The sequence below is a fragment of the Psychromicrobium ferritrahens genome, from assembly GCF_043789415.1.
GTDB lineage: Bacteria > Actinomycetota > Actinomycetes > Actinomycetales > Micrococcaceae > Renibacterium.
Map to the genome: position 1 here is coordinate 1454752 of NZ_JBDLLW010000001.1, position 20017 is coordinate 1474768.

General features: G+C 61.4%; 19 protein-coding genes and 1 tRNA gene. 7 read left to right on the forward strand and 13 right to left on the reverse strand.

The window, feature by feature from the left end; all coding sequences use genetic code 11:
• Window positions 1-58 precede the first annotated feature (58 nt).
• From mnhG to ABDK06_RS06745, 6 genes are read right to left on the reverse strand one after another with little or no spacing between them, the layout of a single operon-like run.
• On the reverse strand, window positions 59-427 hold the full coding sequence (gene mnhG / locus ABDK06_RS06720) for a monovalent cation/H(+) antiporter subunit G (RefSeq protein WP_394940197.1): 369 nt from the start codon (window positions 425-427) through the stop codon (window positions 59-61).
• Window positions 424-711, reverse strand: a complete 288-nt coding sequence (locus ABDK06_RS06725; protein WP_394940198.1) for a monovalent cation/H+ antiporter complex subunit F — start codon at window positions 709-711, stop codon at window positions 424-426. Before ABDK06_RS06725 ends, mnhG begins: the two co-directional genes overlap by 4 nt.
• Window positions 708-1283: a Na+/H+ antiporter subunit E gene (locus tag ABDK06_RS06730; RefSeq protein WP_394940199.1), complete on the reverse strand. Its 576-nt coding sequence runs from the start codon at window positions 1281-1283 to the stop codon at window positions 708-710. The genes ABDK06_RS06725 and ABDK06_RS06730 overlap by 4 nt, the downstream gene beginning before the upstream one ends.
• Complete coding sequence (locus tag ABDK06_RS06735; RefSeq protein ID WP_394940200.1) at window positions 1280-2863, reverse strand: Na+/H+ antiporter subunit D; 1584 nt, start codon at window positions 2861-2863, stop codon at window positions 1280-1282. The genes ABDK06_RS06730 and ABDK06_RS06735 overlap by 4 nt, the downstream gene beginning before the upstream one ends.
• A complete protein-coding gene (locus tag ABDK06_RS06740; protein WP_394940201.1) occupies window positions 2860-3300 on the reverse strand; it encodes a Na(+)/H(+) antiporter subunit C in 441 nt (146 codons plus the stop codon). The genes ABDK06_RS06735 and ABDK06_RS06740 overlap by 4 nt, the downstream gene beginning before the upstream one ends.
• Window positions 3297-6212 carry a Na+/H+ antiporter subunit A gene (locus ABDK06_RS06745; protein ID WP_394940202.1) on the reverse strand — a complete coding sequence of 972 codons (2916 nt, stop codon included), beginning with the start codon at window positions 6210-6212 and terminating at the stop codon, window positions 3297-3299. Before ABDK06_RS06745 ends, ABDK06_RS06740 begins: the two co-directional genes overlap by 4 nt.
• Window positions 6213-6353: 141 nt before the next feature.
• Here ABDK06_RS06745 and ABDK06_RS06750 point away from each other — a divergent pair, with 141 nt between their 5' ends.
• Window positions 6354-7655 (forward strand): MFS transporter, encoded by a 1302-nt coding sequence (locus ABDK06_RS06750; RefSeq protein WP_394940203.1) that lies wholly within the window; start codon window positions 6354-6356, stop codon window positions 7653-7655.
• Between the two features lie 51 nt (window positions 7656-7706).
• On the opposite strand, the gene ABDK06_RS06755 is transcribed toward ABDK06_RS06750, so the two are convergent.
• The 3 genes from ABDK06_RS06755 to kynA all read right to left on the reverse strand — a co-directional run bounded on the left by ABDK06_RS06755 (window position 7707) and on the right by kynA (window position 10264).
• A complete protein-coding gene (locus ABDK06_RS06755; protein WP_394940204.1) occupies window positions 7707-8663 on the reverse strand; it encodes a hypothetical protein in 957 nt (318 codons plus the stop codon).
• 138 nt (window positions 8664-8801) lie between these two features.
• Entirely contained in the window at window positions 8802-9377 is a 576-nt protein-coding gene (gene dcd, locus ABDK06_RS06760) for a dCTP deaminase (protein WP_394940205.1), read from the reverse strand.
• 14 nt (window positions 9378-9391) lie between these two features.
• Window positions 9392-10264 carry a tryptophan 2,3-dioxygenase gene (kynA, locus tag ABDK06_RS06765; RefSeq protein WP_394940206.1) on the reverse strand — a complete coding sequence of 291 codons (873 nt, stop codon included), beginning with the start codon at window positions 10262-10264 and terminating at the stop codon, window positions 9392-9394.
• A 190-nt stretch (window positions 10265-10454) separates the two neighbouring features.
• Here kynA and ABDK06_RS06770 point away from each other — a divergent pair, with 190 nt between their 5' ends.
• On the forward strand, window positions 10455-11699 hold the full coding sequence (locus ABDK06_RS06770; protein ID WP_394940207.1) for an NAD(P)-binding domain-containing protein: 1245 nt from the start codon (window positions 10455-10457) through the stop codon (window positions 11697-11699).
• 51 nt (window positions 11700-11750) lie between these two features.
• Here the strand turns inward: ABDK06_RS06770 and ABDK06_RS06775 are convergent, their stop codons facing one another.
• The 3 genes from ABDK06_RS06775 to ABDK06_RS06785 form a co-directional block, all read right to left on the reverse strand.
• Entirely contained in the window at window positions 11751-12380 is a 630-nt protein-coding gene (locus tag ABDK06_RS06775; RefSeq protein ID WP_394940208.1) for a histidine phosphatase family protein, read from the reverse strand.
• A gap of 68 nt (window positions 12381-12448) precedes the next feature.
• Window positions 12449-13144 (reverse strand): esterase/lipase family protein, encoded by a 696-nt coding sequence (locus ABDK06_RS06780; RefSeq protein WP_394940209.1) that lies wholly within the window; start codon window positions 13142-13144, stop codon window positions 12449-12451.
• 47 nt (window positions 13145-13191) lie between these two features.
• Window positions 13192-13986 carry an alpha/beta fold hydrolase gene (locus ABDK06_RS06785; RefSeq protein ID WP_394940210.1) on the reverse strand — a complete coding sequence of 265 codons (795 nt, stop codon included), beginning with the start codon at window positions 13984-13986 and terminating at the stop codon, window positions 13192-13194.
• Between the two features lie 158 nt (window positions 13987-14144).
• Between ABDK06_RS06785 and ABDK06_RS06790 the strand changes: the two genes are divergently transcribed.
• A tRNA-Gly gene (locus ABDK06_RS06790) sits at window positions 14145-14218 on the forward strand.
• Between the two features lie 56 nt (window positions 14219-14274).
• Here ABDK06_RS06790 and ABDK06_RS06795 read toward each other — a convergent pair.
• Window positions 14275-15606, reverse strand: a complete 1332-nt coding sequence (locus ABDK06_RS06795) for an MFS transporter (protein ID WP_394940812.1) — start codon at window positions 15604-15606, stop codon at window positions 14275-14277.
• A 275-nt stretch (window positions 15607-15881) separates the two neighbouring features.
• Here ABDK06_RS06795 and ABDK06_RS06800 point away from each other — a divergent pair, with 275 nt between their 5' ends.
• From ABDK06_RS06800 to ABDK06_RS06815, 4 genes are all read left to right on the forward strand, one after another.
• Complete coding sequence (locus ABDK06_RS06800) at window positions 15882-16769, forward strand: LysR family transcriptional regulator (RefSeq protein WP_394940211.1); 888 nt, start codon at window positions 15882-15884, stop codon at window positions 16767-16769.
• 64 nt (window positions 16770-16833) lie between these two features.
• Window positions 16834-17250 carry an aspartate 1-decarboxylase gene (gene panD, locus ABDK06_RS06805; RefSeq protein WP_394940212.1) on the forward strand — a complete coding sequence of 139 codons (417 nt, stop codon included), beginning with the start codon at window positions 16834-16836 and terminating at the stop codon, window positions 17248-17250.
• Window positions 17251-17381: 131 nt separating this feature from the next.
• Window positions 17382-18989, forward strand: a complete 1608-nt coding sequence (locus ABDK06_RS06810; protein WP_394940213.1) for a helicase HerA-like domain-containing protein — start codon at window positions 17382-17384, stop codon at window positions 18987-18989.
• Between the two features lie 9 nt (window positions 18990-18998).
• Window positions 18999-20012 carry a hypothetical protein gene (locus ABDK06_RS06815; protein WP_394940214.1) on the forward strand — a complete coding sequence of 338 codons (1014 nt, stop codon included), beginning with the start codon at window positions 18999-19001 and terminating at the stop codon, window positions 20010-20012.
• The last annotated feature ends 5 nt before the right edge of the window (window positions 20013-20017 follow it).

Sequence of the window (20017 nt, forward strand, 5' to 3'; positions counted from 1 at the left end):
GCACGATATTATCCTAAGCATCCGCTAAGCCCTAGCAACAAAGCTTGCGACAAAGACTTCAGCCCTTGGACTCTTTTCGAGCCGCGGCCTCCACCACTTCATCGAGGTCGTCCTGGCTCAGGGTTTCGCGGTGCAGGTGCTTGGTGCGATAACCAGCCCGGCCCACCATATGAGCTGAGACGGGCACGGTGAGCAACTGAAAGATCCAAGCGATTAGCAGAACCGGCAGCACTTCCCAGCGCCGCAATTGCAGGGCCATCGCCAGCAGCAGCAGGAACAGGCCGAGCACCTGGGGCTTGGTCGCGGCGTGCATCCGGCTCATCAGATCGGGAAAGCGGATCAGACCAATGGCGGCGGCGAGTGAGAGCAGCACGCCGATCACAATGCAGACCGCAGACACCAGATCTAAGACGTCGTTCCCGCTCAACTCTTTCTCCGATCCGAGACATAGCGTGCCACCGTCACCGAGCCGATGAAGCCGATCACGGTGAGCGCCACCAGTAACGGCAAGTTGTTCAGATGCTTATTGAGCGCCATATCGGTGGCCAGTGCAGCAGAAAAAATCGCCAGCAGAACATCCGCCGCGAGCACCCGGTCGAGCAGTGAGGGCCCCACCGCAATACGATAGATGGCACCCAGTGCAGCCAAGCTGAGCACTACTCCGACAATCCAGAACACCGCCGTCATGAGCGGTACACCGAAGATCATCATGAGACCACCTCGCCCTTGCTCTTTAGCTGAGTTGCCGACTCGGCGCGCAGCGCGGCAAGCTCCGCTTTGCTCCCCATCACCCGGATCAGCCAGGCTTCCGCAGCCCGCACCTCTTGACGTACTTTCTGCACTTCCTCGGGGGTGCTCACATTGAGCACGTGCAGATACAAAGTCGACGTCGACCGGTCCACCTCAACCACCAAGGATCCCGGGATTAGCGAGATCACATGGCTGGTTGCGGTGACCATCAGATCGGAGTGGCTGCGCAGCGGCACCGCGACCACGGCATTGGTGATCCGGGGCCCCCGGGTCAGGGCGAAATACGCCACCTGGGCACTTGCCTTGACGACTTGCCAGAGGAAAACCGCCGCATAGCCGAGAAAGTAGAAGGGGTTGAACCGGCCGCTCAGTTCCACCGGGGGCAGGTAGAAAAGCCTGGTGATCAGCAGGGCGAGCAGAGCACCGAAGATCAAGTTACCCGGGCTGAAATCACGCCAGAGCGCGGCCCAGACCAGCACGAGCCAGATCAGCAGCGGCAATTCCTGTTTAAAGGAGATCGGTTTGCGGCTCATGGCTTCACCCCCGTGTCGGCGTTCTGCTCAAGCGCGGCCACGCCTTCGTCGCCCAGCACGGCGTGCACGTAGCTGGTGCGCTGCAACATCTCCTGAGCGGAAGCATCCGCCAATTGCACGAGCGGGCCGGCGAAGACGGTGAGCAGCAGGCCCATTCCCACCAGGCCGATGGTCGGCCCCACCATCATCCGGGGCAGCACGGTCTTGGTTCCGTTGGAGGAGCCCGCGAGCAGCACCGGATCGGGGAACTCGGCGTCTTCAGGACGGCGCCAGAAGGCTCTGTTCCAGACCCTCGCAATGGCCAGCAGGGTGAGCAGGCTAACCGCTACCCCACCCGCCACCAGCACCCAGGCCAGTGGAGTGCCCAGATCGACGCCGGCCTGGAGCAGCCCGACCTTGCCCAGGAAGCCGGAGAAGGGCGGGATTCCCGCCAGGTTCATCGCCGGGATGAAGAACAGGAACGCCAGCAGCGGGGAGAGCTTCGCCAGCCCGCCCAGACGCTCGATCGAGGTGGTGCCACCACGTCGTTCAACCAAACCGGTGACCAGGAAAAGACTGGTCTGCACCGTGATGTGGTGGATCACGTAGTAGACCGCGGCACCCAGACCGATTTTCGAGGAGAGCGCGAGCCCGAAAACCATATAACCGATATGACTGACCAGGGTGAAGGAGAGCAGACGTTTGATATCGGTCTGCGCTATGGCGCCCAGGATGCCGACCACCATGGTCAGCAGCGCCACCACCATGAGCAGATTATTCAGATCCTCGCTGGGGAACAGTAGCGTCTCAGTGCGCACCATGGCGTAAACGCCCACTTTGGTCAGCAAGCCGGCGAACACCGCGGTCACCGGAGCAGGTGCCGTCGGATAGGAGTCAGGCAGCCAGAAAGACAGCGGGAAGACGGCTGCCTTGATGCCAAAGGCGATCAACAGCATGAGGTGCAGCAAGGTCTGCGTACCGGGGTCCAGATGCGCCAGTTTGACCGCGAGATCAGCCATGTTGATGGTCCCGGTGGCGCCGTAGATCATCGCGATGGCGATCAGGAACAGCAAGGAGGAGACCACGCTGACCACCACATAAGTCACTCCCGCGCGCACCCGCGGTCCGGTGCCGCCCAGCGTCATTAAGACATACGAAGCAGTGAGCAGGATCTCGAAGCCGACGTAGAGGTTGAAGAGATCGCCGGAAAGGAAGGCATTGGAAACACCCGCCATCAAGATCAGATAGGTCGGGTGGAAGATCGAGACCGGGCCTTCGGAGTCGCCATCGGCAGCACCCTGCCCAGTAGCATAGATCAGCACTGCGAGCCCCACCGCTGAGGAGACCACGAGCATCAGCGAGGAGAATTGATCCACTACCAGCACGACACCGAAGGGCGGCATCCAGGCGCCGAGTTTCACCGCGACGGTGCCGCCGTCCCAGACCTGGGCGAGCAGGCTGATTTCCAGCAGCAAGGTGATGCTGAGCAATGCGATGCTGACCGTCTGCTGAGCCTTGGGGTGCCTGATCAGCATGAAGGTCAGGGCCGCGCCGAAGATCGGCAAGACGACGGCGAGCGGGGTCAGGTCGGTGAAGTTCACTGCTTACCCCTTCCTTTTGTCGTCTCATCGAATTCCGTGGTCTCCAACGGGATCTCCACGTCCTCTTCGGCATCGAAGCTGGGCTGGTTGGCCACCCTGCGGTCTTCGAGGTCGTCCTGGACTTCGTCCTGGCGGGCCAGGATCCAGGTCCGGTAGATGATGCCGAGCATGAAAGCGGTCACCGCGAAGGAGATCACGATCGAGGTCAGGATCAGCGCTTGCGGCAGCGGATCGTTATATTCCCCGGGCTGAATATCTTTATCGAAGAGCGGTGCGAGAGCGGCGTAACCGCCGGTGGTGAGCAGCAGCAGGTTGGTGCCGTTGGCGAGCAGCATAAGACCCATCAGCACCCGGGTCAGACTGCGCTCCAGCAACAGGTAGATGCCGACGGCGTAGAGCACTCCCATCACGAGCAGCAGGGTCAGATTGACGCTCACTCAGCCCTCACCTCCTGCTCTTCTAGAGTGCCGAGTTCTTCGCGTTCATCGATCTCGGCACCCAGGCTGCGCAAAACATCGAGCACTAGGCCGACCACCACCAGATAGACCCCGATATCGAAGAGTGTCGAGCTGACAAATTTGATGTGACCCAGCACCGGGAGGGTGATATCCACGATGAAGCTCTGAAAGATCTGACCGCCGAAGAACAGCGGCAAGCCGCCGGAGAGAGCGGCCACGCCGAGGCCCGAGCCGAGCAGCGCACCGGCACTGATCGGGGTTGCTTCGGCCAATTCCACCCGGCCCCCGGCCAAATATCGAATGGTGAGCGCCAGCCCCGCCATCAGCCCACCGGCGAAACCGCCACCGGGGAAGTTGTGCCCAGCGAGCAGCAAGTACACCGAGAAGATCACCATGGAGTGGAAGATCAGCCGAGTCACCACTTCGAAGATGATGGAGCGCCGCTCCGGGGCCAGAGTGCGCCCAGCCACCAACCAGACATCACGGCTCGCGGTGGCGAAACGCCGGGCCAAAGTGAGGGCAGCGGCGTCACGAACGCCGTCCTCCGGATGCTCCGGACGACGTCCCACGCTGCCGCTTTCAATCCCGGCGGCCCGAGGCAGCGCGCGCCCCCGATTGTGCACGAAGATCAAGCTGGCTACCCCGGTGGCAGCGATCGCCAGTACCGAGATTTCACCGAAGGTGTCCCACGCCCGGATGTCGACCAGGGTGACATTGACGATATTCAGCCCCCCACCTTGGCCGTAGGCGAGTTCTGGGAAGTTCAGCGAGACCGGAAGATCAACCCTTGACCCCAGTGCGACGAGCGCCACCACGACCATGGTGGCTCCGAAGGCGATGCCGATCAGCATGCGCAGCAAACGGTGCGAGCCAGTCGTGCGATTGCGCAGTTCCGGTGGCAGGGAGCGCATCGCGAGCACGAAGGCCACCAGGATGATGGACTCCACCAGCATCTGAGTGAGCGCCAGGTCTGGCGCCCCCTGGAAAGCGAAGATGAGCGCAATCCCGTAGCCGGTGACCGAGACCATGAGAACCGCGAGGAAACGCTTATTGGCGCGAGCAGCGGCTAGGGCGCCGATCACGATGAGCACCGCTGCGACGGCCTGAGCGGGCGAACCGGGATCGATCAGATAGAGCTCGGGCAGCGGACGTCCGGAGAGCACGATGGCGACGATATTGACCACTACGGCGGTGGACAGAATGACCGCGAGGTAGAAGAACAGCGAACCGCGCTGGGTGCGACCGGTGATCCAGACCGCGGTGTCATCGAGCGCTCCGATGATGTTCCGGTAACCCTTCTCGGCGTCGATCAGCGGGTACAGCCGATCCTGAACGCGCCCCACTCGGTCTCGGGCCAGGAAGAGCAGCACACCGAGCCCAATCGCGATGGCACTCATTCCGAGCGCCGCATTGAATCCGGAGAACGCCGCGAGATGCGGGGTTTCCTCACCGTGGAATTGCTCCACATAGGGCTCGATCCAATGTTCGATCGGCCCCGGCCAGAGGCCGTACAGCACACTGAGCAGGGCCAGGATCGCGGGGGCCGCCAGGAATTCCGCCGGTACCTTCTTAAAGACCGTGGACATGCCCTTGGCCTTTCGAGCGAAGCCTCCCCAGAGGAAACGCGCGCTGTAGGCGAAAGTGAGGGCAGAGCCGATCACTACAGCCGCCAGCAGCCATGGATTCCCGTAGTCCAAGAGCGCCTCGAACACCGATTCCTTGGTCACGAAGCCGGCGAGCAAGGGAATGCCCGCCATGGAGGCCGCGCCGAGCGCTGCCACTACTCCGAGCGCCGGCGCTGACTGGAAAACTCCGGAGAGCTTGCGGATATCCCGGGTGCCGCTCTGGTGGTCGATGATCCCGACCACCAGGAACAAGGTCGCCTTGAAGAGGCCATGCGCCAGCAGCAGTGCGAGGCCTGCCGTCGCGGCTTCCGGGGTGCCCAGCCCGACCACCAGGGTGAGCAGGCCGAGCTGGCTCACCGTGCCGTAGGCCAGGATCAGCTTGAGATCGTATTGCCTGAGCGCTCGCCAGCCACCGACCAGCATGGTGGCCAGGCCGAGAGTCAGGATCGTCGGCTGCCAGAATGGCGTCTCGGAGAACGCCGGAGCGAGCAGCGCGATCAGATAGATGCCGGCCTTGACCATTGCCGCGGCGTGCAGATAGGCGCTCACCGGCGTCGGCGCAGCCATCGCGCCGGGCAACCAGAAGTGGAAGGGCACGAGTGCGGATTTACTCACCGCACCGATCAGGACCAGCAAGATGGCGACGTCGACCACGGTGCCGGTCGGCGGATGCTCCAGGAGCTGCGAGATCCGGTAGCTTCCAGCACTCTGGCCGATCATCACCAAGCCGAGCAGCATGGTCAGGCCGCCGAAGGTGGTCACCATCAATGCCTGCAGAGCGGCCCGGCGAGCCGCGATGCGAGTCCGCGAATAACCGATCAGCAGATAGGAGAGGATCGTGGTGAGTTCCCAAAAGATGAAGAGCAGGATCAGATCGTCGGAGACCACCAAGCCGAACATCACCCCGGCGAAGCCCAGCAGCTGGGCACCGAAACCGGCCCCATGAGCTTGGAAAGCGCCGTCGTTCGCCTTGAAATAACGGGCGCAATAAGCCAATACCAGCGCCCCGACGCCGAGTACCAGAAGCGAGACGACCCAGCTGAGCGCGTCCATCCTGAAGGCCAGTTCCATGCCGAAATCCGGGATCCATGGCACGGTTTCGGTGGGAAGATCTCCGGAGTAGACGGCATCGTGCTGGCTGAGCAGCCAGATGAAGGAACCGGCGGGCACGGCGGCTAGCAGATAGAAGCTATTGCGGCCGAAACGCCGGAAGAAAAAAGGCGCGATAAATGCCATCACAAAGTGAATGGCAAGAATCACTAGCACGATCGGCTCCACCTGTTGGATGCGGTCGGTCGGATTATCTATTCTAGCAATGGGTTGCCTCACCGAATGACCTTCGAGTTCTCTACGAGTTATTCGTGGAACTTCTCCGAGTTGACCTCAGTCGCCTGTAGCATTCACGGTATGAGCGACGTCACCATGGCCCAAGCAGCTCCGAAGCGACGGCAGAGCCACTGGGGACAAGTCCTCGCCTGGGCTTCCTGGGACTGGGGCTCGGCGGCTTTTAACGCCGTGATGACCACCTTCATCTTCACCGCTTTCTACCTGACCACAGACATCTTCGGTGGTGCTGACTACACCTCCCAGGTGCTGGGCTGGTGCCTGGGAATTGCCGGGGTGCTGATCGCATTGCTCGCCCCGGTGGCCGGGCAGCGCAGCGACCACAGCGGACGACGCCGGCTCTGGCTCGGCGTCAACACCCTCATCGTGGTGCTGCTCACCGGCAGCTGCTTTTTCGTGCTGCCCAACCCCTCGTATCTGCTGCTGGGCTGCTCGCTGCTCGCGCTGGGACACGTTTTCTCCGAATTGGCTTCGGTGAACTACAACGCCATGCTGCTGCAGATCTCCTCGCCCAAGACCATTGGCCGGATCAGCGGAATCGGCTGGGCCTTCGGTTACCTGGGCGGGATCGTCGCCTTGCTCATCCTCTACTACGGCCTGCTCTCACCCGAGGTCGGCTTTTTCGGCATCTCGGATGAGAACTTCAAGTACCGTTTCGTCGCGCTCTTCTCGGCGGCCTGGATCGCAGTGTTCTCCCTCCCGGTGCTCTTCGCGATTCCGGAGAATCACGCCGATCCGACGGCAGCGAAGCTCGGTTTCCTGGCCTCTTACCGCGAGTTGTTCCGCACTATCGGTCGGCTCTGGCGGGAACAGCGGCATACCCTGTACTTCCTGATTTCCAGTGCCATCTTCCGGGATGGCCTGGCAGCGATTTTCACCTTCGGCGCGGTGATCGCCGTCGGAACCTTCGGCTTCGCCAAGGGCGATGTGCTGATCTTCGCGATCGCCGGAAACGTGGTGGCGGCGATTGGAGCGTTCTCGGCGGGTTACTTCGACGATAAGCTCGGCCCCAAGACGGTGATCGTCATTTCACTGATCGGTTTGCTGGTCTCGGCGGTGGTGTTGTTCTTCAGTTCGGGCAAGACCATCTTCTGGATCTTCGGGTTGCTGCTTTGCCTCTTCGTTGGCCCAGCGCAGTCTTCGGCTCGGACCTTCGTCGGACGCCTCGCACCCGGTGGAGGAGAGGGTGAGCTCTATGGGCTTTACGCCACCACAGGCCGGGCGGCGTCCTTCATCGCCCCGATCCTCTTCGCCAGCTTCATCGGCTGGTTCGGCAGCCAGCGTTTCGGCATCATCGGTATTGGCATCGTGCTGTTAGCCGGGCTGCTCCTGCTGCTCCCGGTCAAGCGCCCCGCCCAAGGCTGAGCCCCTTTCGCCTCCCGCCGAGTGTGCAGATAACCATCTTTTGACCCGGTTTTAAGATGTAGATCTGCACACTCGATACGGAGGTTGCCAACCGCGAGCCTTCAAAAGCGGCCACAACTGGCGCATCACGCCCTCGTATCCCAGCTCCCGCACCATTGCACGGCTGACCCGGATCGAAATCCACCCGGCCTTAGCGGTTTCGTTGTCGCGACGCGCGTCGAAGGCCTGCTGTTCGACGCTGAGGTGATGACCGCCGTCGTACTGCACGGCTACCTGGAATGCCCGAAAAGCCAGGTCCGGCCAGGCGACTTCGTTCCCTCGATCGTCCCGGATCGCGACGTTCAACTCAGGCTCCGGCAGGCCGACCCGTAGCGCGGCGAGACGCAAATACGTCTCTGGAGCCGAATCCGCCCCGACCCGGATCAGCCCCAGGGCGACTCGTGCCTTGCGGATCCCACGTGCTCCGGAGTGTTTGCGGACGATGGCGGCCAGCTCATCGAGGTTGAGTAAGGCCGGTTTAGCGGGGCCGAAGGGACGACTGTGGCAGCAGACCAAAGCATCGCCAACCGCAACCAGTTCATCGATATCCAGCAGCGCCGCCAGATCCAGCCAGGTTCGGCTCGGGCTGGTAAGCGGGATGCCGGAACAGTCAGAGATCTCGTCACAGCTGAGCTGCAATCGATGCCCGACCACTCCGAAACGACGCGGAACCACCGAAGAATTGACCCGTGCCAGGTGCACCCGCTGTTCGCCCTGTGCCCATGCGGGCAACGGCAGTCCCCAGAGCCGTGCAGCAGTGCCCCAGCAGGCCACCGAACCAGGGCTCAATCTGAGCAGAGGTGCCACGATCCGATGAAACTCTTGAGCCGCACCCCACGGCACGCGAATACCTCGGCTCGCGATGAACAGATCTCTTCCCTGCAAACGACCTCGGCTCAGCTCAGTGGCTTCGGCCAGCGCGAAGGATCGACCGTCTAAATGCGAAGGAAGTGCGCGAGGAGTTCTCATCCCTCCATGGTGGAAGCTCCGGCAACCCAACCCGGAGTTTTCCACAAGCAAAACGTCCTGGCAGCCGAAAAACTTCATCGAGTGTGCAGATCTACATCTTAAAACCGGGTCAAAAGATGGTTATCTGCACACTCGGAGTTAGAGGGAAGTGCGGTGGAAGTTCAGGTAGCTGCGTGAGGCGGTCGGGCCACGCTGCCCCTGGTACCGGTTGCCGTACTCACCGGAGCCATAGGGGTGCTCAGCGGGTGAAGAGAGCTGGAAGAAGCACAGTTGCCCGATCTTAGAACCTGGCCAGAGCTTGATCGGCAGGGTCGCCATATTCGACAGTTCAAGGGTCACGTGACCGGAGAAACCTGGGTCGATGAAGCCAGCCGTGGAATGCGTCAGCAGCCCCAGCCGACCCAGCGAGGACTTGCCCTCCAGCCGAGCGGCGACGTCGTCCGGCAGGGTGACCGTCTCGTAAGTCGAGCCGAGCACGAACTCACCGGGATGCAGGATAAAAGGCTCATCATCGGCCACCTCGACCAGCCGGGTCAGCTCGGGCTGCTCCTCAGCAGGATCGATATGCGCGTATTTGTGGTTGTCGAAGAGCCGAAACAGCTTGTCGATCCGCACATCAACGCTCGAAGGCTGCACCATGGAGGGCTCGAAGGGGTCCAGGACAATACGCCCGGCAGCAATCTGGGTTCGGATATCGCGGTCTGAGATCAGCACAGTTATAAATTAGCCTATTTCGGCTCGGGGTGGGTTTGACCGATTTCGGTCCGGACCGCGAACAGCTCTGGGAAGAAGGTCAGCTCCAGGGCGCGCTGCAAGAACCCCACTCCAGAAGAGCCTCCGGTGCCGGTTTTCATCCCGATGGTGCGCAGCACCGTCTTCAGATGACGGAAACGCCAGAGCTGGAAATTGTCCTCCAGATCAACCAATTCTTCGCAGGCTTCGTAGAGATCCCAATTGGTCTCGGTGTTCTCATAGATGGTCCGGTAAATATCCACCAGTTCGGGGGAGAAGACATGGGCCTGAGTGACGTCGCGACTCAACAACCCTGCGGGCACCGGGAACCCGCAGCGAGCCAGCAAGCGGATGAACTCGTCGTAGATGCTGGTCTCGTTGAGCAGGCGGCTGAGTAATTCCGCGGCGACCGGATCGGACTCGAAAACCTTGATCATCCCAGCGTTCTTATTGCCCAACAGGAACTCAACGGCCCGGTACTGGTAGGACTGGAACCCCGAGGAAGCACCCAAGTCATCCCGGAACTGGGCATATTCAGTGGGCGTCAGGGTAGCCAGCACACTCCACTGCTCGGTCAGCGAGCGCTGAATGTGCTTGATCCGGGCGATGCACTTCATCGCCATCCGCAGATCGTCATCCTGTAAGGAGAGCCGTACCGTGCGCAACTCGTGCAGCACGAGTTTCAGCCACAACTCGGAGGTCTGGTGCTGAATGATGAAGAGCATCTCATCGTGGTGCTCCGGAACACTCACCGGGTGCTGCGCGCTGAGCAGCTCATCGAGCGCCAGATAGCGACCATAGCTCATTTTGTCCCGGAAGTCGGTCTCGATGCCGGACTCCAAGCTGCGCGTATTCTTCTTCACCGTCACTCCTCCAGAGTACGCCGACGCGAGCTGAGCAGCATGGCGTCGAGCATGACCCCCTCGGGATCAAGGGCGCTAAGCGCCGAAGCCACTGGCGAAGTGAGCGCACTGTGTTCTTGATCACAAGAGAATCATTCTCAATAGGTGATCTCTTAGATTAGGTTTACCAAAGAAACACCATCGGAGGGAGACCGACATGCTCGAAGAGAACAGGGACTACGGCACGGTGATCATCGGCGCTGGACACTCAGGTCTTTCGCTGGCTTGGGAGTTGAAACAGCGCGGCGAGCGGGCAGTGATCTTCGAGCGGGACAGTGCGATGCACGCCTGGAAAGATCTGCGCTGGGACAATTTCACCCTGGTGACGCCGAATTGGATGTGCCGCCTGCCCGGCTACAGCTACCAGGGTGAGCTGCCCCACGGCTTTATGAATCGAGAGGAGGTCTACTCCTGGCTGCAGGCCTATGTGCAGCTGGTTGACGCCGAGATTCACGAAAGCGTCGAGGTGCAGTCAGTCTCGCGCACCGAGGTGGGACTGAGCCTGCAGACTAGCCAGGGTACCGTGCGAGCCCGGGCGGTGATCGTAGCCACCGGTGGAACTTTCCAATTACCGCGGTTCCCGGCCTCGGCGGAGCTCTTACCCCACACGATCCAGCGATTGCACTCGCTCGACTACCGGAATGCCGCCCAACTGGCGGAGGGTGCGGTGCTGGTGGTGGGCTCCGCACAATCCGGAGCTCAGATCGCTGAGGATCTGATGCTCGAAGGCCGGGAGGTCCACCTCGCGGTGGGCGACGCGGTGAGGACCTCACGCTTTTATCGGGGCCGCGATGTGATGGATTGGCTCGATCTGCTGGGCCGCGCCGGCATGCTCAGCGGTGGCCCGCTGGGCCGTCAAGAGCTTGCGACGTCGCCCTATGTCACCGGTCGGGACGGCGGCCGCGATATCAATCTCTACAAGTTCGCCGAGCAAGGAATGCGACTCTATGGTCGGCTGGATCGGGTGACGGCTAACACGATTCACTTTGCCCCGACTCTGAACCGGTCACTGCGGAAGGCGGAGGCCTTCAACAACGGATTCAAAGACATGGTGGATACCCTCATTACAGCTCAGGGCCTGGAACTGCCGGATGAGAGTCGCGAAGCTGCCAGCGCCGAGCTCGTGGAACCGGAAGTACTGGATCTGGACGCCTCTGGGGTACGTAGCGTGATCTGGGCCACCGGGCTCCGGGCGGACTACAGCTGGCTGAGCAGCGAGGTGCTGGATGGCAACGGGCACGTCGTTCACCAGGAAGGCGTCACCGTCGTCCCGGGACTCTACTATTACCGTGCGTCCGGGCTATTGGGGGCTGACGCCAAATGGTTCGATCCGACGCCGATCGACGCCGGGCAGTTAGCCGATCACGTACTGAGGGACGCCGCCGGAGTCCAAGCCGGTTAAGCCGGTTAAGTCAGGCATCCTGAGTAGATCAGTCATCCTGGGCCCGCTCATTCATTTCGGCAAATGGCCGGTTTCTCCCAGGCTGACGATCTGGTGGTTGTGAAAGTAATCGTCTTCCCGGAGCAGAGTAATGCTGCCGGGTGCCACCTTGAAGTTGGCGTAACCCAGTGACTCCAGGGGCATGCCGATCCAAGCCGTCAACACGAAGCTGATCGCGCCACCATGGGTGACCACGATCTGGGTTTCACACTCACTCTCAAGGATCGCCTGGAGAGCCTGATAGACCCGGACCGCCAGCTCTGCCATGGTCTCCGCACCGGCGATGCCTTCCTCATGGTTCATCCGCTCCCCCTGCACCGGTGGCGGGATGAACCGTTCGTTCAGCCAAGCCTGAGGCTTGCCTCCGGCGACTCCGTAGGATTTCTCACGCAGTCCTGGGTCGAGAATCGGTTTGAGCCGAAAACGGTCCGCAATGATTTGGGCGGTGAGCAGCGTGCGCTGCAGATCGGAGGCGTACAACTCCACCTCGGCCTCCAGCGGAATCCGGCGACGCAGTTCTTCGGCGATCAGGACGGCGTCGCGCTCACCCTTGGCGGTCAGCGCGGAATCGTACCAACCGCCCACCAAACCCTCGACGTGGTGAGTTGCTTCGGGGTGAGTCACCAGATAGATGCTCCGCACAGCTCTGCTCTCCCTCGCGCCGTGGACGCCGCCGGCGCCTGAACCTGTTTTTCATCCCGCCTAGTGAGCTAAGCGGTCAGCCCCTCGATGCCTTCGACAATGGCCTCTAGCGTTTCTTGTTCAGCCAGCACCTTGAAGTGTCCAGAGGCCTTAAGCAGTATTTCACGGGCACCGGCCAGGCTGCGGTCACCGGGAATATGCGGATCAAAACGCGGCAGCACGGAGACGATCCTGGAATTCACCTCGGCATGGGCCTGCAGTTCAAGGATGGTCTGGTGCTTCAGCCCGAATTCGTTCAGCGTGCGGCCCAGGAATCGGCTGGCATAGCGCGAGCCGGCGAACGGCGTCGCAATTGCAACCATGCCCAGCAGCCGGAGGTGCGGACGCCGCTGCGGCGTCCGCACCTGCTGAACCAGCAGCTGCTTGCCGATCAGCCCGCCCTTGCTATGCGCCAAGAACACGACCCGCGCCCTTCCGCCCTCGGCAGCTGCACATTCAGCTAGCTCGTCGAGCACCGACTCCACCACTTGAGCGGCCTCCGCGACGGGCCTGCGATTGTGTCCTAAGCCCGGCACCGGGACCACCCGGTAGCCCCTGCTTTGCAGAGCCCGGGCCAGCGGCAACATGAAGCGCCATGGTTCATATACCCCGGGGAGCAAGACGATCAGCGGCCCAGAGTCAGCTCCGGGCAGCAGGCTCTCCAAGGTAACTCGATGTAGCCCAGCTCGTAGCTGCCACCAGCCAGCACTCAGGTAATCAACCACCCAATCACCAGCCTGGTTCAGCCGTTCGCCGGGTCTGAACCGAGGCGTCATCCTCGAAGGTGGCCGTAGATCATCCGGGCCACGGGTTCAGCCGCGGTGATCATGGCCTCATGTCCCCGGCCCTGAGCCTCCAGCAGATGAGCGCCGGGAATCAGGTCTGAGACTTCCTGCACCCAGCCCCGTGGGCAGACTCGGTCTTCTGAGCCTCGGATCACCAGGGTCGGCACGGTGATCCGGGGCGCAATCAGCTCAATCCGATGCTGCAGCATGGTGTTGAACTTCTTCAGGAACCAACGTGGCCCGGCCTTGGCGTAAAGCACTAAACCAACCAAACCGACCAGCGGAGATTCTCCCCAGAGATCCTGAAGCATCCTCAGGGACTGCTGCCACATGGTACGTTCCCGGGAATTGACCGTGGGAGCAATGAGCACCAGATGAGAAACCAGCTCGGGGTGCCTGACCGCAAGTTCAGCAACCACCTGGGTGCCCATCGAATGCCCCACCAGGGCAAGTGGGGGCTGTTGCTGAGCCTTGAAGCACTCGGCGAGCAGATCGGCGAGATCGGGCATCGGCAAGGAGTGCTCGGGTTCGGGGGAGTCGCCGAAACCGGGGAGGTCAATGGTGACGACATTGAAGGATTTCAGCAGTTCTTCACGCAGCAGACCGAAATATTGCTGCCCCATCCCGATGCCGTGAATCAGCACCACCGTCTGCTCCTTGGGATTCCCCCACGAAGTGGTCACCAGCACGTGGTCACCTCGGCGGAACTCCGTGACGTCCCCTTCACCGTTCTGCCCCCGGTTATCACGGAACGCTTGCCGCCACTTAGCCCAGAAAACCATCGCTCATTTCCCCTTGCGCATCATCGATCTGCTCAGCACCGACCAGCTTCCAGCCTATCCGCTGCTTCGCCCGGCCCTGGGAATCGCAAGTGAAACGCAAAACTCCGCTATGCTGGTCTCCGGGATATTTTCGGTGGCATCTGAAAAATCCTCTCAGTGCGGGCGTAGCTCAATGGTAGAGCGCTAGCTTCCCAAGCTCGATACGCGGGTTCGATTCCCGTCGCCCGCTCCACGCTGAAGGGTCATCTGCTCTCTGAGCCGATGACCCTTCGTGGTTTAAACGCTTGTCTAAGCGCCAGCGCGAGGCACAATCCTTAGCACGTCGGCTGGCCGCCAGGACCTCAAGTTCACCTTGAGCATCAGCTCACCCCGCCGAGCCAGCACCATACCGATAACGACGGCGGCCAGAACCGGCACCGCGCCTGAGATCACCAGCGTCAGATGCGGCCCTAAGTGCTCGGCCATCCAGCCCATCAGCAGACCGCCCAGCGCCTGGCCACCTATTAACACCATCACATAGAGGCTCATCACCCGGCCCCGGATCTGCATATTGGTGGAGATCTGCACCAGCTGGTTGGCTCCGGTGAGGAACATCAGGGAGGCAAAACCGGCGAGCACCATGACCGTGGCGAAGCTCCACATCGAAGGCATCAAAGCCGCCACCACCAAGGCCACGCCGTAGAGCCCGGCGCTGCTGATCACCGAGCGCAGCCGAAGCTCACTGCGCCGGGTAGAGGCCAAGGCACCCAGCAGCGCACCGATGGCGATCAAGGTGTTCAGTAGGCCATAGCCGCCCGCTCCGACGTCGAAAACATGATCAGCAAAGGCCGCCATCAGCACCGGAAGACTCAAAGCGAAGACCGCGACGAAGCCGGCCATGACGGTAGAGAAGAGGATTGCCGGTTTACGCACCAAATATCTGGCCCCTTCAGCCAGCATTCCCTTGGAGCGCGGGGCCGGGGCTGACCGGACCAAATCTGCCGTGCGCATCACGATGAGCATGAAGACGGTGAAGGCACAGGCCACCGCGTTGGCCACAAAAGCCCAGCCTCCGCCCACCGCTGTCAGCATGACGCCGGCAATCGCCGGACCGATCATGCCGCCCAGCTGGAAGACCGAGGAGTTGATGCTGATCGCGTTTCGCAAATGCCGCGGCCCCACCAGCTCGTTGACGAAGACAGAGCGAGCAGGTTGATCGACCACGGTGACCAGGCCGAGCAGAAAGGCCACGGCGTAAACGTGCCAGACCTGCAGCACGCCGCTCAACGCGAGCACCGCCATGACGGCGGCCAGCGCCCCAGCAGCGGACTGCGCAATGATCAGCAACGTCCGCTTGGAGAAGCGATCGGCGAGCACTCCGCCCCAGGGTCCGAGGAACAGCGTGGGAGCGAACTGCAGAGCCACCGTGATGCCGACGGCAGCCACCGAACCGGAGAGCTGCAGGACCATCCAGTCCTGTGCGATGCGCTGCATCCAGAGTGCGATCACCGCAACAAAATGGGCCATCGTGAAGTAGCGGTAATTCCGGATGCTCAAGGCGGCGAAGGTGTCCTTCAGGCTGCTCTTAGCGGAGACCACACTGATCGGTGCGGTGACATCAGGGCTGGCAACGGCTCGCATGCTCGCGGTGTCCGGGAGCGCGGTGGCTGGGAGCACAGTGTCCGGGAGCACAGTGCTCACCCGGGGAGCTTCTTGAGCGGCCGGTCTCTGGCTACGGGACTTCTGCTGGACTGGTTGTTGAACGGGTAATTGGGCGGTTGCGGGGGAAGCCACGGAAAAATCCTCGGGTTGGGAATGCTTTAACGCTACCCAGCCACAACGTCATTTGGAAGACATATAATCCCCATAACTAGCATTATGTTCTGTAATGGATAGGGCGTGAAGCAGGTGTCTCGATGTACGACAACGATCAGTTGCGCAGCTTCCTGGCGGTAGCTGAAACCCTCAATTTCACCCGGGCTGCGGAGCGCCTGGGACTGAGCCAGCCCACCATCAGCCAGCACGTGCGCAAACTGGAGGATCACGTGGGCCGGCAGCTGGTCTCCAGGGACACCCGGGAGGTCCGCTTAACTGACAATGGTGATGCGATGGCCGGTTTCGCCAGGAGCATCATGGCCGCTCAGGATGACGCCGCCAGGTACTTCTCCGGCGCCGCGATGCGAGGAAGGCTGCGCTTCGGCACCGCAGATGATCTCGCCTACACCCGGCTGCCCACGATTTTGCGGGATTTCCGCCAGCTCTACCCACAGATCAACCTAGAACTGACGGTGAGCCAGAGCGATCAGCTCTACCGCCGAGTCAAGGCGGGGCAACTGGATCTGGTCTTCGTGAAATGGGTTTCCGCGCTGCAGGAAAGTAGCGGGATAGAAGGCACCGGCCAGGAAGGGCGGGTCGTGCGGCATGATCACTTCTCCTGGGTCGGACTTGAGCAGACCCAGCTTGACCCGGAGGCTCCGGTGCCGCTGATCGCCTATCCGAGCCCCAGCCTGAGCCGGAAGCTGGCCATCGATGCGCTGGAGAGCGCGGGGCGGACCTGGCGGATCACCTGCAACACCAAGGAGATCAACGGGGTGATTGCGGCGGTGCGCGCAGGTATCGGCGTCACCGTGATGCCTTCAACCCTGATCCCGGAAGACCTGGTGTCGATCACTCGCCGCTTTGAACTACCCCCGGTGGGCGAGGTGGACTTCACCCTGATCCGCAATCCGCTGGCACGTAGCGATGTGGTCGACGCTCTGGAGCAGGCAATCATGGGCCGGAAGCTCAATGCCGTTCAACGCTGAACCGATGAGTTGCGGATTAGCGTGAATGGCGAATATTCCGGCACGGTTTAGACTTATATATGTCATGAACAGAACCATGTTTAAGTCCAAGATTCACCGGGCTACCGTCACCCACGCCAACCTGCACTACGTTGGCTCGGTCACCGTGGACCTGGACCTCTTGGATGCCGCAGATATCCTGCCCGGCGAACTCGTCTCGATCGTCGACGTCAATAATGGCGCACGGCTGGAGACCTATACCATCGCGGGAGAACGTGGTTCGGGTGTGCTCGGTATCAATGGACCCGCAGCGCATCTGGTGCACGAAGGGGATCTGGTCATCTTGATCACCTATGCGCAGATGACCACCGAGGAGGCCAGGGCCTACCTGCCAACGGTGGTTCATGTGAATGCCGATAACCAGGTGGTCAAGCTGGGGAATGATCCCGCCGAAGCCGTCACCGCTGGCTTGGAGCAACCGCCTTTCGCGCTGAATCGCTGAGCAGCTACGACTTTCAGTCCTGCTCGCAGAACCGAATTCGGCGAAGTGCACCTACTGATCGGTAAGAAGAACCTGCTCATGCTCATGGCGTAAAGAGGACGCAGTGCGGAAGCAACGGGTAATCTAACCTCATGGCTTCTAAGAGCGCGGCAGAAACGGTCGCAAATATCACCCAGGGCTACACTTTCGAGACTCCAGCGATCGCGCTCGGCGCAGCGCTGGTGGGCTCCGAGGTCTATAAAGATGCCCAGGTACGGCTCCCGCTTTCGATGATGAACCGGCACGGCCTGGTGGCTGGTGCGACCGGCACCGGCAAGACCGTCACACTGCATATGATCGCCGAACAGCTATCAACAGCTGGCGTTCCGGTGTTCATGGCCGATATCAAGGGCGACCTCTCGGGCTTGGCGACGCCGGGCACCAGCAGCGATAAGCTGACCGCGCGCACTCAGAGCTTGGGGCAGGACTGGGCTGCCAAGGCATTCCCCGTCGAGTTTTTGGCGCTGGGCGGAGACGGCAACGGTGTGCCAGTGCGCGCTACCATCACCTCCTTCGGCCCGATCCTGCTCTCCCGCGTGATGGAACTGAATGAGACCCAGGAATCCAGCCTTCAGCTGATCTTTCACTATGCCGATACCGAAGGCCTTGAGCTCTACGACCTGAAGGACCTGCGAGCCGTCATCCAGTTCCTCACCTCCGATGAGGGCAAGGATGCGCTGACCAATCTGGGCGGCCTCTCCAAGGCCACAGCCGGCGTCATCCTGCGTGAATTGGTCACCCTGGAGGCTCAGGGGATGACCAAATTCTTCGGAGTTCCGGAATTCTACACCGCTGAATTGCTGCGCAACGCTCCCGATGGCCGAGGCGTGATCAGCTGCCTCGAGCTACCGAACGTACAGGATAAACCGCTGCTCTTCTCCACCTTCCTGATGTGGCTGCTGGCTGATTTGTTCCGTGAGCTACCGGAGGTCGGCGACGCGGATAAGCCAAAACTGGTCTTCTTCCTCGATGAAGCTCATTTGCTCTTCAACGGAGCGAGCAAAGCCTTCTTGGCTGCAATCACCCAGACCGTCCGGCTGATTCGTTCTAAGGGCGTTGGCATTTTCTTCGTCACCCAGACCCCCAAGGACGTGCCGGCGGATGTGCTGGCCCAGTTGGCCAACCGGGTGCAGCACGCGCTGCGCGCTTTCACTCCTGACGATGCTAAGGCGCTCAAGGCCACGGTCTCCACCTTCCCGGTGAGCGACTACGACCTGGAGGAAGTGCTCACCAGCGCTGGCATCGGTGAAGCCGTGGTCACCGTGATGAATGAGAAAGGTGCACCGACTCCGGTCGCACTGACCCGATTGCGCGCTCCTGAATCGGTGATGGGCCCGAGCGCCGATGACCTGGTGAAGTCCACGGTGGCAGGGTCTTCGCTACTCGCCAAGTACGGCACCGAGACTGATCCCGTTTCGGCCTTTGAGAAACTGCAGAACAAAGCCGCTCCAGCCACGGGTGATTCCGTGGGAGAGGCTGTTCCTCCCGCCCCGGCACCTCCTGTGCCGATTCCTCCGCCACCCGCACCGCTGCCGGAACCCCAGCAGCAAGGCGGCGGTTTCGGCGCTGAGATCGCTGGCGCACTCGGCGGCATTCTCGGTGGCGGATTGAAGTCGATGGTCCGTTCAATGGGAACCGGGTTGGGGAATTCGATTATGCGCGATATTTTCGGCACTAGCTCGCGCCGTCGTCGTCGTTAGCCTTTGCCCTTGAGTGAACCGGAGACGGCAACAGCCCCCACGAGTCCACGGCTGGTACGCATTGCGGCCAGCTGGCTCTTCGGGCTGCTACTCACCGTGGCCGCAGCGATCATCACCGTTCAGTTGGTCAACGCCAACCTCTACGGCCCTCAGCAGCCGGTGCGCGACTATTTCCAGGCACTTCAGGACGGCGACGGCGAGCGGGCGATCGGTTTATTGCGCGCCAACCTGCCGAACGCTTCACCCGCGCTCTTGGACGGTGATGCCCTCAAGCAATCCGCTGCGGGCATCAGCGATATTCACGTCGGTAACCCGACCACGCTGAACGGTGGGCGGGTCAAGATCTCGGTGAGTTATCAACTGGATGGACAACCGCAGAACACGGACTTCACGTTGGAGCCAGCCGGGGTGCAATGGATGTTCTTCAATAAGTGGGCTTTTGTACCGACCACCTTGCCGACCTTGGAGGTCTCCATCGTGAATCAGGACCAGGCTCAGATCAATGGCACGGCGGTGAGCATGCCGAGCGGGAAGAACACCTTCTCCGTGCTCTACCCGGGAAAGTATCAGGCTGAATACCAAGGCAAGCTCTTCACCGCTCAGCCGATCTCGGCGTCCTTCGCATCCGCTAGCTCCGCGCCGTCCCCGCTCGCCTTGACCACCGAGCCTTCGAAGGCACTCGTTGACCAGGTCAATGACTCCTTGAAGAAGTACTTGGATGGCTGCACGACGCAGAAAGTCCTGCTCCCAACTGACTGCCCGCTCAGTCACCACAGCGTGCAAGAAGTCAGCGGCCCCATCACCTGGAGCATCACCGACTACCCCAAGGCGACGATTTCGGCGTACAACGGGGGATGGGTCATCTCGCCGCTCAAAGTCAAAGCGCGGATCCAGTACAAAGAGCAGGATCTGGGCACCGGAGCCTATAGCAATATCGACCAGGAACAAGAGTACGGTTTCACCGCGAAGCTCAGTATCAACGGTGATTCCGTCTCGGTGACGCCCGTGGTGGACTACTCCTAGCCAAG